Origin of the sequence: Serratia sp. BNK-33-b, assembly GCF_048684565.1 — a bacterium.
GTDB lineage: Bacteria > Pseudomonadota > Gammaproteobacteria > Enterobacterales > Enterobacteriaceae > Serratia > Serratia marcescens.
Genome location: NZ_JBLQTZ010000001.1, coordinates 4,669,537 through 4,684,803 on the forward strand (window position 1 = coordinate 4,669,537; position 15,267 = coordinate 4,684,803).

13 protein-coding genes and 1 riboswitch are annotated in these 15,267 nt (G+C 58.7%); of the genes, 8 read left to right on the forward strand and 5 right to left on the reverse strand.

From position 1 onward, the window contains the following. Positions 1–9: 9 nt before the first annotated feature. Entirely contained in the window at positions 10–777 is a 768-nt protein-coding gene (gene nudC, locus ACMGGK_RS22595) for an NAD(+) diphosphatase (protein WP_028127642.1), read from the reverse strand. 101 nt (positions 778–878) lie between these two features. On the opposite strand from nudC, the gene ACMGGK_RS22600 reads away from it, so the two are divergent. The 8 genes from ACMGGK_RS22600 (at position 879) to ACMGGK_RS22635 (ending at position 8,597) form a co-directional block, all read left to right on the forward strand. Continuing rightward, positions 879–1,382 carry an Rsd/AlgQ family anti-sigma factor gene (locus tag ACMGGK_RS22600; protein WP_004929879.1) on the forward strand — a complete coding sequence of 168 codons (504 nt, stop codon included), beginning with the start codon at positions 879–881 and terminating at the stop codon, positions 1,380–1,382. 39 nt (positions 1,383–1,421) lie between these two features. After that, positions 1,422–1,546: riboswitch (TPP riboswitch) on the forward strand. A 114-nt stretch (positions 1,547–1,660) separates the two neighbouring features. Next, positions 1,661–3,604: a phosphomethylpyrimidine synthase ThiC gene (gene thiC / locus ACMGGK_RS22605; protein ID WP_337055790.1), complete on the forward strand. Its 1,944-nt coding sequence runs from the start codon at positions 1,661–1,663 to the stop codon at positions 3,602–3,604. Then, positions 3,597–4,247: a thiamine phosphate synthase gene (gene thiE, locus ACMGGK_RS22610; RefSeq protein WP_016929422.1), complete on the forward strand. Its 651-nt coding sequence runs from the start codon at positions 3,597–3,599 to the stop codon at positions 4,245–4,247. The genes thiC and thiE overlap by 8 nt, the downstream gene beginning before the upstream one ends. Further along, on the forward strand, positions 4,240–4,989 hold the full coding sequence (locus tag ACMGGK_RS22615) for a HesA/MoeB/ThiF family protein (RefSeq protein ID WP_004929883.1): 750 nt from the start codon (positions 4,240–4,242) through the stop codon (positions 4,987–4,989). The genes thiE and ACMGGK_RS22615 overlap by 8 nt, the downstream gene beginning before the upstream one ends. Further along, on the forward strand, positions 4,986–5,186 hold the full coding sequence (gene thiS / locus ACMGGK_RS22620; protein ID WP_016929423.1) for a sulfur carrier protein ThiS: 201 nt from the start codon (positions 4,986–4,988) through the stop codon (positions 5,184–5,186). Before ACMGGK_RS22615 ends, thiS begins: the two co-directional genes overlap by 4 nt. 1 nt (position 5,187) lies before the next feature. Beyond that, positions 5,188–5,967, forward strand: coding sequence for a thiazole synthase (locus ACMGGK_RS22625; protein WP_004929886.1), 780 nt, complete (start codon positions 5,188–5,190; stop codon positions 5,965–5,967). Beyond that, positions 5,967–7,100, forward strand: a complete 1,134-nt coding sequence (gene thiH, locus ACMGGK_RS22630; RefSeq protein WP_016929425.1) for a 2-iminoacetate synthase ThiH — start codon at positions 5,967–5,969, stop codon at positions 7,098–7,100. Before ACMGGK_RS22625 ends, thiH begins: the two co-directional genes overlap by 1 nt. 717 nt (positions 7,101–7,817) lie before the next feature. Next, a complete protein-coding gene (locus ACMGGK_RS22635) occupies positions 7,818–8,597 on the forward strand; it encodes a helix-turn-helix domain-containing protein (protein ID WP_028127641.1) in 780 nt (259 codons plus the stop codon). Here ACMGGK_RS22635 and ACMGGK_RS22640 read toward each other — a convergent pair. The 4 genes from ACMGGK_RS22640 to rpoC all read right to left on the reverse strand — a co-directional run bounded on the left by ACMGGK_RS22640 (position 8,583) and on the right by rpoC (position 15,160). Next, positions 8,583–9,857: a sensor histidine kinase gene (locus tag ACMGGK_RS22640; protein WP_016929427.1), complete on the reverse strand. Its 1,275-nt coding sequence runs from the start codon at positions 9,855–9,857 to the stop codon at positions 8,583–8,585. The two genes, ACMGGK_RS22635 and ACMGGK_RS22640, sit on opposite strands and share 15 nt — an antisense overlap. A 1-nt stretch (position 9,858) precedes the next feature. Further along, positions 9,859–10,323 (reverse strand): hypothetical protein, encoded by a 465-nt coding sequence (locus tag ACMGGK_RS22645; protein WP_016929428.1) that lies wholly within the window; start codon positions 10,321–10,323, stop codon positions 9,859–9,861. Continuing rightward, a complete protein-coding gene (locus tag ACMGGK_RS22650) occupies positions 10,323–10,769 on the reverse strand; it encodes a GNAT family N-acetyltransferase (protein ID WP_016929429.1) in 447 nt (148 codons plus the stop codon). The genes ACMGGK_RS22645 and ACMGGK_RS22650 overlap by 1 nt, the downstream gene beginning before the upstream one ends. Before the next feature lie 167 nt (positions 10,770–10,936). Then, complete coding sequence (rpoC, locus tag ACMGGK_RS22655) at positions 10,937–15,160, reverse strand: DNA-directed RNA polymerase subunit beta' (RefSeq protein ID WP_004929899.1); 4,224 nt, start codon at positions 15,158–15,160, stop codon at positions 10,937–10,939. Between the last annotated feature and the right edge of the window lie 107 nt (positions 15,161–15,267).

Here is a 15,267-nt window from a genome sequence, read left to right on the forward strand (position 1 = left end):
CATTGTACATTATTCTGCCCGGCACAGCGCCACGGTGTCCTCAATCAACCGGCGCGCCACGGTGCCGGGCGGCGGCAACAGCGGCAGTTGGTCGTAACGATACCAGCCGGCATTGAGCAGCTCCTTGGGATCGTGACGAATCTCACCCTGGTGGTAATCGGCCATAAAGGCCATCATCAGCGAGTGCGGAAACGGCCAGGGTTGTGACGTGACGTAGCGCAGGTTCTTGATTTCAATATTGCTCTCTTCCATCACTTCGCGCGCCACCGCTTGCTCCAGCGTTTCGCCCACTTCGACGAAGCCGGCCAGCACCGTGTGAATGCCGCCGCGATGGCGCACGTGCTGCGCCAGCAGGATCTGATCCTCGCGCCGAATGGCGACGATCACGCAGGGCGCGATCTGCGGGTAGTAGCGTTCTTTGCAATGGCCGCACAGGCAGGCGCTTTCGGTGCGGCTGAGGTGCATCTCATGGCCGCAGTAGCCGCAATAGCGATGGGAGCGGTAGAAGTCCGCCAGCTGCACGCCGCGCCCGGCCAGCTGGAACAGACCGCGATCCTGATCCAACAGCTGACGCACCGACCCCATCTCCCGCGGCATCGCCTGGCGCACCAGCCAGACCGGCGCGCCCTCCCACTCACCGATGACGCGCGCCATATGGCCCTGCAGCCCGAGGGCGGCGGCAGTCCCCGACGGCAATTCACCGTTCGGTAACCAAAGTTTGCTTTCATGGCTGACGATCCACCAGCCGTTTTCATTGCCCGTTAATGCAAGTTCCATATCGTTGTTGCACAACCTCAGCTTCACTGGCACTCTACAAATCGGCTTTGTTACATTTTAATAACTTACCGGTTGCTTTTGTTACTTACACGGAGTCAAACATGCTCAACCGTTTGGAAAGGCTGACTCAGCGCGTTGGCGGTAGTAATGAATTAGTTGATCAATGGCTTCAGGCCCGCAAGCAGTTGCTGGTCGCCTACTGCACGCTGGTAGGCCTCAAACCGAATAAAGAAAAGCATACGCCGCTGAATGAAAAAGCGCTGGAGAACTTTTGCCACAACCTGGTGGATTACCTCTCCGCAGGGCATTTTCATATCTATGACAGAATTATCAAACAAGTGGAAGGCGCAGCCAGTCCGAAAATGTCGCTGGCGGTGAACATCTACCCCAAGCTGTGGGCCAATACCGAACAGATCATGGCATTCCACGATCGCTATACCGAAGTGGATATCGATCAGGAGGTTTGTCTGGAATTCCACCAGGCCTTGTCGGATATCGGCGAAACGCTGGCGGCGCGCTTTGCGCTGGAAGATAAGCTGATCCTGCTGGAAGCGGAAGCCACGCAGCAACCGCTGCCGGACCAGGCGCTGGATCCGGCGCGTTAAAATTTTATAGTTTTTTTTCTTATCCCTCCTATACTGGGGGGCATCTTGTCGGAGTGCCTAGCGCCTGATTTGTTCATCGAATCAGCCAGGCTGAGACCGTTAATTCGGGATCCGCGGAACCTGATCGGGTTAATACCCGCGAAGGGAACAAGAGTAATCTATCGCCACAGACACGGCCTTCCCCTTGCGGGTGCCCTGCCTTATCGGCCACCATCATTACTCCCTCCGAGCTCCAGACAAGCAACTTTCCCAACCCAACACACTGGTAGGAACTTGCTATGTCTAACGTTAATCCACCGCGCGCCCGTAAAGCGCAACGCGAAGCCGCCCAGCAGTTTATCGACACCCTGCAAGGCATGGCTTTCCCAAACTCACGCCGCATCTACCTGCAGGGTTCGCGCCGCGATATCCAGGTGCCGATGCGCGAAATTCAGCTCAGCCCGACCCTGATCGGCGGCAGCAAAGATAGCCCGCAGTATGAACCCAACGAGGCGATCCCGGTGTATGACACCGCCGGCCCGTACGGCGATCCACAGGCCGAGCTCGACGTGCACGCGGGCCTGACCAAGCTGCGCGCAGGCTGGATCGACGCGCGCGGCGATACCGCCACCCTGAGCGGCGCCAGCTCCGGCTTCACCCAACAGCGGCTGGCGGACGAAGGCCTCGATCACCTGCGTTTCGAACACCTGCCGTTGCCACGCAAGGCGTTACCGGGCAAGTGCGTGACCCAACTGCACTATGCCCGCGCCGGCATCGTCACACCGGAGATGGAGTTCATCGCCATCCGCGAAAACATGGGGCGCGAGCGCATTCGCGGCGAGGTGCTGCGCCACCAGCATCCGGGCCAGGGCTGGGGCGCCAACCTGCCGGACAACATCACGCCGGAGTTCGTGCGCCAGGAAGTGGCCGCCGGCCGCGCTATCATTCCCGCCAACATCAATCACCCGGAAGCGGAGCCGATGATTATCGGCCGCAATTTCCTGGTAAAGGTGAACGCCAATATCGGCAACTCGGCGGTCACATCATCGATCGAAGAAGAGGTGGAGAAGCTGGTGTGGGCCACCCGCTGGGGCGCAGACACCGTGATGGATCTCTCCACCGGCCGCTACATTCACGAAACCCGCGAGTGGATCCTGCGCAACAGCCCGGTGCCCATCGGCACCGTGCCGATCTACCAGGCGCTGGAGAAGGTCAACGGCGTGGCGGAAAACCTCACCTGGGAGATGTTCCGCGATACGCTGCTGGAACAGGCGGAGCAAGGGGTCGACTACTTCACCATCCACGCCGGCGTGCTGCTGCGTTACGTGCCGATGACCGCCAAACGCCTGACCGGCATCGTGTCGCGCGGCGGCTCGATCATGGCCAAATGGTGTCTGTCGCACCATCAGGAAAACTTCCTCTATCAGCATTTCCGCGAAATCTGTGAGATCTGCGCCGCCTACGACGTTTCGCTGTCGCTCGGCGACGGCCTGCGCCCCGGCTCAATTCAGGACGCCAACGACGAAGCCCAGTTCGCCGAACTGCATACGCTGGGCGAGCTGACCAAAATCGCCTGGGAATACGACGTGCAGGTGATGATCGAGGGCCCAGGCCACGTGCCGATGCAGATGATCCGCCGCAACATGACCGAAGAGCTGGAACACTGCCACGAAGCGCCATTCTACACCCTCGGCCCGCTGACCACCGATATCGCCCCGGGCTATGACCATTTCACCTCCGGCATCGGCGCGGCGATGATCGGCTGGTTCGGCTGCGCCATGCTGTGTTACGTCACGCCGAAAGAGCACCTCGGCCTGCCGAACAAAGAAGACGTCAAACAGGGCCTGATCACCTACAAGATCGCCGCTCACGCCGCCGATCTGGCCAAAGGCCATCCGGGCGCGCAGATCCGCGATAACGCCATGTCCAAGGCGCGTTTCGAATTCCGCTGGGAAGATCAGTTCAATCTGGCGCTCGATCCGGCCACCGCGCGCGCCTATCACGACGAAACCCTGCCGCAGGAATCCGGCAAGGTCGCCCACTTCTGCTCGATGTGCGGGCCGAAATTCTGCTCGATGAAGATTTCGCAGGAGGTGCGCGACTACGCCGCCGCCCAGGAGGTCGCCAAGCCGATCGAAGTGCAGCTGACCGGCATGGAGAAAATGTCCGCCGAGTTCCGCGCCCGCGGCAGCGAGCTGTATCACAGCGCCGGCACGCTGCAAGAGGAGACAAGCAATGACTGATATCACGACCCCCTTCCCGGCGACGCCCTACAAACTGGGGCTCTACCCGGTCGTCGACAGCGTGGAATGGATCGCTCGCCTGCTTGAGGCCGGCGTCACCACCATCCAGCTGCGCATCAAGGATTTGCCTGACGAGCAGGTCGAAGAGGATATCGCCGCCGCCATCGCGCTGGGCCAGCGTTATCAGGCGCGGCTGTTCATCAACGACTACTGGCGGCTGGCGATCAAGCACGGCGCCTACGGCGTGCATCTGGGCCAGGAAGATCTTGATACCACCGATCTGGCGGCCATTCACCGCGCCGGGCTGCGGCTCGGCGTGTCCACCCATGACGACGCCGAACTGGCGCGCGCGCTGGCGGTGAAACCGTCCTACATCGCGCTGGGGCACATCTTCCCCACCCAAACCAAAGACATGCCTTCGGCGCCGCAGGGGCTGACGGAGTTGAAACGCCACATCGCCGGCCTGGCGGATTACCCGACGGTGGCGATCGGCGGGATCAGTATCGATCGCGTACCGGCGGTGCTGGCGTGCGGCGTCGGCAGCGTCGCGGTGGTCAGCGCCATCACCCAGGCGCCGGACTGGCGCGCGGCGACGGCCGAGCTGCTGCGGCTGATCGAAGGCGAGGATCCGAACGATGCTTAACGATCAGGAATTCCTGCGCTATAGCCGCCAACTGCTGCTGGAGGACGTCGGCCCGGAAGGCCAGGAGAAACTCAAGCGCGCCACGGTGCTGATCGTCGGTTTGGGCGGGCTCGGCTCCCCGGCTTCGCTGTATCTGGCCGCCGCCGGCGTCGGCACGCTGCTGTTGGCCGACGACGACCAGCTGCACGTCACCAACCTGCAGCGGCAAATCCTCTACCGCAGCGCCGATACCGCCACCGGTAAGGCGGCGCTGGCGCAACGCCATCTGCAGGCGCTGAACCCATTGGTGGAATCCATCCCGCTGGCGCAGCGGCTGCAAGGGCAAGCGCTGCGCGACGCGGTCGCCCGCGCCGATTTGGTGCTGGACTGCTGCGACAATATGGCGACCCGCCATGAGGTCAATGCCGCCTGCATCGCCGCCGCCAAGCCGCTGATCAGCGGCAGCGCGGTCGGCTTCAGCGGCCAGTTGCTGGTGCTCGAGCCGCCCTATGCACACGGCTGTTACGCCTGCCTGTACCCGGAGCAGGAAGAGCCGCAGCGCAACTGCCGCACCGCCGGGGTACTCGGCCCGGTGGTCGGCGTGATCGGCACCCTGCAAGCGCTGGAGGCCATCAAGATGCTGGCCGGCATGCCTTCCTCCCTCAGCGGGAAACTGCGGCTGTTCGACGGCAAGCAGCAGAGTTGGAGCACGCTGCAACTGAGCCAGGCCCGCGCCTGCCCGGTATGCGGAGGCGCGGCATGAAGATCCGTCTTAACGATCAGCCGCTGGAGCTGGCGCAGCCGCTCAGCGTTGCCGCCCTGCTGACCCAGCTGGAACGCCACCAGCCGGGCACCGCGCTGGCGATCAACCAAACCATCATCCCGCGCGCCGACTGGGCCGACCACCAGGTGCAGGACGGTGACGATATTTTACTGTTTCAAGCGATCGCCGGAGGCTGACATGCTGAAAATCGCCGATACCACTTTTACCTCGCGCCTGTTCACCGGCACCGGCAAGTTCGCCACCCCGGCATTGATGCTGGAGGCGCTGGCGGCCTCCGGTTCACAGCTGGTGACCATGGCCATGAAGCGCGTCGATCTGCGCGGCGGCAACGACGCCATTTTGGCGCCGCTGCAGCAGTTGGGCGTCAGGCTGTTGCCCAACACCTCCGGCGCCAAAACCGCCGCCGAAGCGGTGTTCGCCGCCCGGCTGGCGCGTGAAGCGCTCGGCACCCGCTGGGTGAAGCTGGAGATCCATCCCGATGTGAAATACCTGCTGCCTGATCCGATAGAAACGCTGAAGGCGGCGGAAACGCTGGTGAAAGACGGTTTTGTGGTGCTGCCTTACTGCGGCGCCGATCCGGTGCTGTGCAAACGGCTGGAAGAGGCGGGCTGCGCGGCGGTGATGCCGCTCGGCGCCCCTATCGGCTCCAACCGCGGTCTGCGCACCCGTGACTTCCTCGAGATCATCATCGAACAGGCCAAAGTGCCGGTGGTGGTCGACGCCGGCATCGGCGCGCCGAGCCACGCGCTGGAAGCGATGGAGCTGGGCGCCGACGCGGTGCTGGTGAACACCGCCATCGCCGTGGCGCGCGACCCGGTGCAAATGGCGCGGGCGTTTCGCCTGGCGCTGGAGGCCGGCGAATTGGCGCGCAGCGCCGGACTGGGCGCCAGCCAGCGCGGTGCGGTCGCCTCTAGCCCGCTGACCGCCTTCCTCAGCCAGCCAGAGGAGGCACAGTGATGGGCGACGATTTCAGTAGCCGCTGGCAACAGCTGGATTGGGACGACATTACGCTGCGCATCAACGGCAAAACCGCGCGCGACGTGGAACGCGCGTTGAACGCCGACAAGCTGACGCGCGACGACTTTATGGCGCTGATCTCCCCCGCCGCCGCGCCGTATCTGGAACCGCTGGCGCAGCGCGCGCAGCAGCTGACCCGTCAGCGATTCGGCAACGTCGTCAGCTTCTATGTGCCGCTGTACCTCTCTAACCTGTGCGCCAACGACTGCACCTACTGCGGCTTTTCGATGAGCAACCGCATCAAGCGCAAAACGCTGGATGCGGCGGAGATCGCACGCGAGTGCGAAGCCATCAAGGCGCTGGGGTTCGAACACCTGTTGCTGGTCACCGGCGAGCATCAGACCAAGGTCGGCATGGACTATTTCCGCCGGCACATTCCGGCGATCCGCAGCCACTTCAGCTCGCTGATGATGGAAGTGCAGCCGCTGGCGCAGGACGAGTACGCCGAACTGAAAACACTGGGCCTGGACGGCGTGCTGGTGTACCAGGAAACCTACCATCCGGCCACCTATCTGCAGCATCACCTGCGCGGCCAGAAGCAGGATTTCCATTGGCGCCTGGCCACGCCGGATCGCCTGGGGCGCGCCGGGATCGACAAGATCGGCCTCGGCGCGTTGATCGGCCTCTCCAACAGCTGGCGCACCGACTGCTACCTGCTGGCGGAACATCTGTTCTACCTGCAGCAAACTTACTGGCAGAGCCGCTACTCGATCTCGTTCCCGCGTCTGCGCCCCTGCGCCGGCGGCATTGAACCGGCGTCGATCATGAGCGAGCCTCAACTGGTGCAGCTGATCTGCGCCTTCCGGCTGTTCGCGCCGGACGTTGAGCTGTCACTGTCTACGCGTGAGTCGCCGTACTTCCGCGATCATATGATCCCGGTGGCGATCAACAGCGTCAGCGCCGGCTCCAAGACGCAGCCCGGCGGCTATGCCGATGACGTGCCGCCGGAGCTGGAACAGTTCGAACCGCACGACGGCCGCACGCCGCAGCAGGTCGCCGAGGCCATCAGCAACGCCGGGCTGCAGCCGGTGTGGAAAGACTGGGACGGTTATCTGGGACGCGGTGCGCAATAAGCGGCAACGTTTGCCGCCGCGTGAAGAAAACGCTGGAGCGGCCGCGCAATGCTGAACGCCGATGCTGGCGTCGGCAAGCCCCTCGCTTATAGTGACCTTGCCGACCGCCAAACCCGGCGTCGGCCGGGGCCGTCTCCCTCTCGATGGCCCCGCCTTATCCCATCCCGGATCGCGCAGAGACTCTCTGCGCGACTCCGGTTCCTCCTTGGATTTGCGCCGGCGGGGCATGCGGACAGGCCGTTTTGGCGACTCGGCTGACAGGAGAAACTGCGTTCTGCAATAACTCAGAGTGAGATTCAAAGGGCGACGGTTACAACAGAAAGTGGAGAGCGTGGAAAAAGAAGGCACTGCAAAGAAGATGCGCGACAAGAGAAGCTTGAAGGATAATCCCCGGTGCTGCCAATGGCCCTGGTGCTGGCCGCGGATCTTTTTGCCGCCTGCTCCCTGCTTACGGACAAGAGCAGGCGGTTTATTTTGTGAGACTGGCACCCCCCCAGGACGCGAATCACACAGTATGTGCGCTAATTAACCACATAAACGGCGAAATGTGAATGTCTTTTGAGTGTTTTTTTATTCATGATCGAGTGTGTTTTGAGTTTGCCAAGGAAAATCAAACTGATATCACCGCAATACCCGAGGCTTCATCTATAATCCAGCACGGGTCCTCAAACAGGTTTTTCAACGCTCGCGGTTAACATCAAAAAAGCCAAGGTTGTCATGAAGAAAACGCCAAATTACATCGATGCAATCAGCGCGTTGCTCACTCTGAAAGGAGTTGGCGACAGAAAACATGCCTCCACGATGGCCAACATACTGAACCTTCAGTACAACAGCGCCAAACAGAAGCTGGATGGCAAAAGGGGCATCACCCTCGATGAAGTCAAAAAGGTTTTCCAGTATTTCAACGAGCCGTTTGCCGGCCAACGGACACATAACGGCGTGTTTATCATGAACAGCATTCACAAGCGCTGCAACATTGAGGTCGACGAGCGCCCGGTCACGCAAGCGGACAACGACGAAACTTACGCCTACAAAAAGGACGACCTTTTCATCATCAACACCAATCGGGAATATGCAGCCGATGCCCCGCTGTATAAAGTCAACAAGATAGACTTTCTGCCGGCCCCGCGTATCGCGATCCTGGATAATGACGGCGATATTCTCGAACTGTTGAAGAAGATCGCCAGCCGCTACGGCATCGAAACTGAGACCTTTCAGACGGCGGACGCCATGCTGGCCGCGCTGGAGCAGCAGTCCTTTGAGGCGTTTATTTTGGACTGGCTGTTGGACTTCGGCGAGACTTCCGAACGCGTCGTGAAGAAAATTAAAGACGCCCTCGATCCGCACGCCCGCATCATCATTCTGACCGGCCAGCTGAATCACTACGAGAAAAACATCGGCGATATGATCCTGCACTATGACGTGCACCTGGTGGAAAAACCGACCAAGCCGCTGATTATCTCCTCGCTGTTGCTGTCGAACCTATTCTTTAATTAGTTTGATCGGGATGCGGATCAAAAACGATGAGCCAACTCCTTCGACGGATTTGACCTTGATGGCGCCTTTCATCGTCGTGACGTAATTTTTGATAATGGTCAGCCCCAGCCCCAACCCCTGCCGCGTTTCCCTTTCCAGCCCCTGATTGAACGCCTTATATAACCGATCCAGATTATCGACGTTAAACCCGATGCCGGTGTCTTTGACCCGCAAATACAGATTGCCGTGACACACCTTCACATTGAGGACGATCGCGCCGTGGTGGGTAAATTTGTCCGCGTTGCTGAGCAGGTTGGCCAATATTCGGTAGAGCTTGTATTTATCAGAACCAATCAGGCCGGCATAAGACGAACGGTGGATCACGAGCCGATTGCCTCGCCCGGCGCCGATGCCGGTTACGGCATCCTCCACCACCTCATTCAGCCGGAAGGTGGAAATATTGATTTTAACTTCTCCCATCTCAAGCCGAGAATAATCCATCACCTCGCGCGTTTGTTCGGCGATCTTGTTGCCGTGATAGGAGATCAGGCGGGCTTCTTTTTTCAACTCTTCCTGCGCTAGCTCGTGTTCCATAATATCCGCGGCAATGACGATGGCCTGGGTCGAGCCGGCGATCTCGTGGTAGATGGAAGAGATAAAGATGTTCTTGTTCTTGATGATCTCTTTCAACGAGAAGGCATTTCTCAGCACCAGGAACATCATCAGGAACACCAAAATCAGCGAAAAGAGGGCGAACATCTCGGCTTTACTCGAGTTGTCCTGGATGATGCCTTTCACTTCGGTAAAGTTTTTAATCTGTATCCGATAAATAATTTCCTGGATATCGACCAGCGTGCCCTCGATATCATCCATATAAGAGAGAATGTCCGCCTTGTTTTTCTGCCCCACCAGCAAGCCGGCAGAAAGATCGTCCAACGTGCGATACTGCTGCTTCAGCAGCGCAACATTTTTGATGAACTCATCGTCGTAATAAAAAGAGTCGCTGAAGGTCGAACGGCTCTCCAGGATCTGAATCTTCGAGTAGAAGATTTTCTTTTTGATCTGGAAGGCGTCGTAATCGTTGTTTTCACTGAGCAACAGCGCGGTTTTGGTCCTTTCAAACGCCAGAAACAGGATCTCGGCCACCGAGTAGTTGTCCAGGTTGGGCTCGATCTGCTTATAGCGCTCTTTTACGCCGCCGAAATTAATGGCAATCAACAAAATCAATAAGGAGAAGATGGCAACCAACGCGATAAGAGTACCGATCAGTTTTTTGCTCATCTTATTTCAGCTCCAACCTTTTAACTTGCCAGACGGTTTTCGCATTCACATCCAGGTTATTCAGCTCAGCATAGCCATCGCGCGGATAAATAATGGCGAACGGCCCCAGCTCACCAACGTCGATCGGCTTGCCGCCGCGCTGGTAGGCGACGATCACACGGTATTTAATCATCTCGTCAATCGGCATCGAATAAGAGTAATCATCCCAGGCGAAAGCGCGCACCGACTGGCCTTTCAGGTGATAGGCTTTCACTAACTCCGCAAACTCAACGCCGGTGAACATATCTTCCGGGGTGAAATTGGTCGAGGTTTTAATCGTGTGCTGCGGCATCGCCGCCAGCATCTGCCGGGTTATCTTGATCTTCTCGCCATCGAGCGGTTTCAGGTAAAAATAGTCAACGGCCGCATACAGCGGCGTGCTGAACAGCGAAAGCAGCAGTAACGTCATCAATCCTTTGATTGTCATTATTCACCCTCTTTACGTTTTACCAGTTCGGCCTGGCCGAATTCATCCTGCCCGACCACGGCCCAACCGTGATGTTGATAAAAGCCTTCGGCTTTGGAGCCGGGATCGGTGGTTAAGTGGATCGCTTCGGCGCCGCGCTCAAACATCCAGGCGGTGACCCGCGCCAACAAGGCGGAGCCGATCCCCTTCGACTGGTATTCCGGCTTCACGAACAGGCCGCCGATCAGCGGTTCAGGGATGAATAACCCGAAGCCAACGCCGGCATAGTCGTCGCCATGCTTGCAGATCCAGCCGCCGCCCTGGTTGATGTCCTCCAGCGCCTGCCTGCGCTGCAGATACTGGATCTGATGCGGGTGCAGCAGGTTTTCCTCAACGGAAAAGCGGATCTCATACAGGTAAGGCAGGTGTTGCGCCGTCAATTTTTCGAAGGTAATGAGGCTGTCCATGTTCGCACTGTCCTTGGTTGTCTGGTAAAAAACGCCGGTCAATTTCTGCTGTAACCATAGTAGCAAAGTTTGCTCGGCCCCGGCATGAGGCGAAAAAAAACCGCCCCCGAGGGAGCGGTTTATCTGGCGATGGGCCCGGCATGCCGGGCCCGCGGCGCGGATGACGATTATTCGTCGTCGCTGCCGCCCAGGCCTGCATTGAGCAGCTCGGCCAGGTTAGCCGTCGCTTCTTCCGCGCTGACTTGCGGAACAACCGGCGCTTCACCCTGAGCACGGCGACGCATGCGATCCTGATGATAAGCGTAACCGGTACCGGCTGGGATCAGACGGCCCACGATGACGTTCTCTTTCAGGCCACGCAGTTCATCACGCTTGCCGGCTACGGCAGCTTCGGTCAGAACGCGCGTCGTTTCCTGGAACGATGCGGCGGAGATGAAGGACTCGGTCGCCAAGGAAGCCTTGGTAATACCCAGCAGATCGCGCGAGAAGGTTGCCGCAATTTTACCTTCAGCTTCCAGCTGACGGTTGGCAATCTTGACGCGAGACACTTCAGCCTGCTCGCCTTCCAGGAACTCGGAGCCACCAGCGCTAACGATGGTGCCTTTACGCAGCATCTGACGAACGATAACTTCGATGTGCTTATCGTTAATCTTAACGCCTTGCAGACGGTAAACTTCCTGCACTTCGTTGGTGATGTAGCGGGTAACCGCATGCACGCCACGCAGACGCAGAATGTCGTGCGGAGACTCTGGGCCGTCGGAAACGACGTCACCACGTTCCACCACTTCGCCTTCGAACACGTTGAGCTGACGCCATTTCGGAATCATCTCTTCGTAAGCGTCGCTGCCGTCCAGCGGAGAGATCACCAGGCGACGTTTGCCTTTGGTCTCTTTACCGAACGAGATAATCCCGCTGATTTCAGCCAGGATTGCCGGCTCTTTCGGACGACGCGCTTCGAACAGGTCGGCAACGCGCGGCAGACCACCGGTAATATCCTTGGTACCGCCGGATTCCTGAGGAATACGCGCCAGGGTATCACCCGCACCGATCTGAATGCCATCTTCCAGCTGAACGATCGCTTTGCCCGGCAGGAAGTATTGAGCAGGCATATCAGTACCTGGGATCAATACGTCTTCGCCCTGAGCGTCAACGATTTTCAGTGCCGGACGCAGGTCTTTACCGCTACCGGTACGCTCTGCGCTGTCCAGAACAACCAGAGAAGACAAACCGGTCAGTTCGTCGGTCTGACGAGTAATCGTCTGGCCGTCAACCATGTCCGCGAAGCGAATGAAGCCGCTGACTTCACTGATGACCGGCATGGTGTGCGGATCCCAGTTAGCGACGGTTTCGCCGCCATTAACTTCTTCACCGTCGCCTTTGCCCATCACGGCGCCGTAAGGCACCTTGTAGCTTTCTTTGGTACGGCCGAATTCGTCGATCAGTTTCAGTTCGGTGTTACGCGAGGTGATCACCAGCTTGCCTGCGGCGTTCATAACGAACTTCGCGTTGCTCAGCTTGATGCTACCCTTGTTTTTCACCTGAATGCTGGATTCAGCAGCCGCACGAGATGCCGCACCACCGATGTGGAACGTACGCATCGTCAGCTGTGTACCCGGCTCACCGATGGACTGTGCCGCGATAACGCCGATGGCTTCGCCTTTGTTGATGATGTGGCCACGTGCCAGGTCGCGACCATAGCAGTTTGCACACACACCAAAGTCGGTTTCACAGCTCACCACGGAACGGACTTTAACGCTGTCGACAGAGTTCTCTTCCAACAGGTCACACGCCTTCTCGTTCAGCAGGGTGTTGCGTGGCACCAGAATGTCCGCCGTACCCGGCTTGAGGACGTCTTCTGCCGTCACACGGCCCAGAACGCGTTCACGCAGCGGCTCTTTCACGTCGCCACCTTCGATAACCGGAGTCATCAGGATGCCGTCGTGGGTGCCACAGTCGTCTTCGGTCACCACCAGATCCTGCGCCACGTCAACCAGACGACGGGTCAGATAACCGGAGTTCGCGGTTTTCAGTGCGGTATCCGCCAGACCTTTACGAGCACCGTGGGTGGAGATGAAGTACTGGAGTACGTTCAGACCTTCACGGAAGTTCGCGGTGATTGGCGTTTCGATGATGGAGCCGTCCGGCTTCGCCATCAGACCACGCATACCGGCCAGCTGACGAATCTGAGCGGCGGAACCACGCGCACCGGAGTCGGCCATCATAAAGATGCTGTTGAAGGAAACTTGCTGTTCCACTTCGCCGTCACGGTTAACCACGTCTTCTACCGACAGGTTTTCCATCATCGCTTTAGCAACGCGTTCGTTCGCTGCAGCCCAGATATCGATCACTTTGTTGTAGCGTTCGCCGGCGGTAACCAGACCAGACTGGAACTGCTCCTGGATCTCGGCAACTTCGGTTTCCGCTTCTTCGATGATCTCCGCCTTCTTGGCCGGGATAACCATGTCGTCGATGCCTACGGAAGCGCCGGAACGGGCTGCGTAAGCAAAACCGGTGTACATGATCTGGTCAGCAAAGATAACGGTCGGCTTCAGGCCCAGGATGCGGTAACAGGTGTTCAGCATCTTGGAGATCGCTTTCTTGCCCAAAGGCTGGTTAACGATCGCGTACGGCAGACCTTTCGGTACGATCATCCACAGGATGGCGCGGCCGATGGTGGTGTCGATGATGCTGGTCTGAGAAGTCCATTCGCCTTCGGCGTTTTTGACGTCTTCGGTGATACGCACTTTAACGCGCGCATGCAGAGACGCCAGGCCGGCGCGGTATACGCGCTCAGCTTCTTTGGAACCGTTCAGCACCATGCCTTCGCCCTTGGCGTTAACACAGTCGCGGGTCATGTAGTACAGACCCAGTACAACGTCCTGAGAAGGAACGATGATTGGCTCGCCGTTCGCTGGGGACAGGATGTTGTTGGTGGACATCATCAGCGCACGCGCTTCCAGCTGGGCTTCCAGCGTCAGCGGCACGTGAACGGCCATCTGGTCACCATCGAAGTCGGCGTTGTATGCCGCACAAACCAGCGGGTGCAGCTGGATCGCTTTACCTTCGATCAGAACCGGTTCAAACGCCTGGATACCCAAACGGTGCAGGGTTGGTGCACGGTTCAGCAGTACCGGGTGTTCGCGGATCACTTCGTCCAGGATATCCCAAACGACGGCTTCTTCACGCTCAACCATTTTCTTGGCGGCTTTGATGGTGGTGGCCAGGCCACGCAGCTCCAACTTGCCGTAGATGAACGGTTTGAACAGCTCCAGCGCCATCTTTTTAGGCAGACCGCACTGATGCAGACGCAGGTATGGACCTACGGTGATTACGGAACGGCCGGAGTAGTCAACGCGTTTACCGAGCAGGTTCTGACGGAAACGACCCTGCTTACCTTTGATCATGTCGGCCAAAGATTTCAGAGGACGTTTGTTGGAACCGGTGATCGCACGACCGCGACGGCCGTTATCCAGCAGGGCGTCTACCGCTTCTTGCAGCATACGCTTTTCGTTGCGCACGATGATGTCCGGCGCAGCCAGATCCAGCAGGCGTTTCAGACGGTTGTTACGGTTGATCACGCGGCGATACAGATCGTTCAGATCCGACGTCGCGAAACGGCCGCCATCCAGCGGAACCAGTGGACGCAGATCCGGCGGCAGTACCGGCAGCACGGTCAGGATCATCCACTCCGGCTTGTTGCCGGACTGTACGAACGCTTCCAGCAGCTTGATACGCTTGGTCAGCTTCTTGCGCTTGGTTTCGGAGTTGGTTTCGTTCAGCTCTTCACGCAGCTGCTCGCACTCGGCTTCCAGATCCATGTTTTTCAACAGGGCCTGAATAGCTTCCGCACCCATCTTGGCGTCGAATTCGTCACCGAACTCTTCCAGCGCGTCCAGATACTGCTCTTCGGTCAGGATCTGACGACGCTCGAGGTTCGTCATACCGCCTTCGACCACCACATAGGATTCGAAGTACAGTACGCGTTCGATGTCACGCAGCGGCATATCCAGCAGCAAACCGATGCGGGATGGCAGCGATTTCAGGAACCAGATGTGCGCAGTCGGGGAAGCCAGTTCGATGTGGCCCATGCGCTCACGACGCACTTTGGTCTGGGTCACTTCAACGCCGCACTTCTCACAGATCACGCCGCGGTGTTTCAAGCGCTTGTACTTACCGCACAGGCACTCGTAATCTTTTACCGGCCCGAAGATACGGGCGCAGAAAAGGCCGTCACGCTCTGGTTTGAACGTACGGTAGTTAATGGTTTCCGGCTTCTTAACTTCACCGAACGACCACGAACGGATCATGTCTGGCGAGGCCAGAGCAATCTTGATCGCATCAAACTCTTCGGTCTTAGTTTGCGCTTTCAGAAACTTCAATAAGTCTTTCACGGATTGGCTCCTGTCGGAGTTAAACCTGTTGGGCACCCACAACCGCAGTAGGTACCCGTGTGACCTGAACAACCACCCTCAGGCTCCCTTAGGCGGGGAGCCTGAGC

Excerpts from the sequence above, each read along its gene's own strand:
- nudC (WP_028127642.1), bottom strand. The coding sequence starts at position 777 with ATGGAACTTGCATTAACGGGCAATGAAAACGGCTGGTGGATCGTCAGC.
- ACMGGK_RS22600 (WP_004929879.1), top strand. The coding sequence starts at position 879 with ATGCTCAACCGTTTGGAAAGGCTGACTCAGCGCGTTGGCGGTAGTAAT.
- thiC (WP_337055790.1), top strand. The coding sequence starts at position 1,661 with ATGTCTAACGTTAATCCACCGCGCGCCCGTAAAGCGCAACGCGAAGCC.
- thiE (WP_016929422.1), top strand. The coding sequence starts at position 3,597 with ATGACTGATATCACGACCCCCTTCCCGGCGACGCCCTACAAACTGGGG.
- ACMGGK_RS22615 (WP_004929883.1), top strand. The coding sequence starts at position 4,240 with ATGCTTAACGATCAGGAATTCCTGCGCTATAGCCGCCAACTGCTGCTG.
- thiS (WP_016929423.1), top strand. The coding sequence starts at position 4,986 with ATGAAGATCCGTCTTAACGATCAGCCGCTGGAGCTGGCGCAGCCGCTC.
- ACMGGK_RS22625 (WP_004929886.1), top strand. The coding sequence starts at position 5,188 with ATGCTGAAAATCGCCGATACCACTTTTACCTCGCGCCTGTTCACCGGC.
- thiH (WP_016929425.1), top strand. The coding sequence starts at position 5,967 with ATGGGCGACGATTTCAGTAGCCGCTGGCAACAGCTGGATTGGGACGAC.
- ACMGGK_RS22635 (WP_028127641.1), top strand. The coding sequence starts at position 7,818 with ATGAAGAAAACGCCAAATTACATCGATGCAATCAGCGCGTTGCTCACT.
- ACMGGK_RS22640 (WP_016929427.1), bottom strand. The coding sequence starts at position 9,857 with ATGAGCAAAAAACTGATCGGTACTCTTATCGCGTTGGTTGCCATCTTC.
- ACMGGK_RS22645 (WP_016929428.1), bottom strand. The coding sequence starts at position 10,323 with ATGACAATCAAAGGATTGATGACGTTACTGCTGCTTTCGCTGTTCAGC.
- ACMGGK_RS22650 (WP_016929429.1), bottom strand. The coding sequence starts at position 10,769 with ATGGACAGCCTCATTACCTTCGAAAAATTGACGGCGCAACACCTGCCT.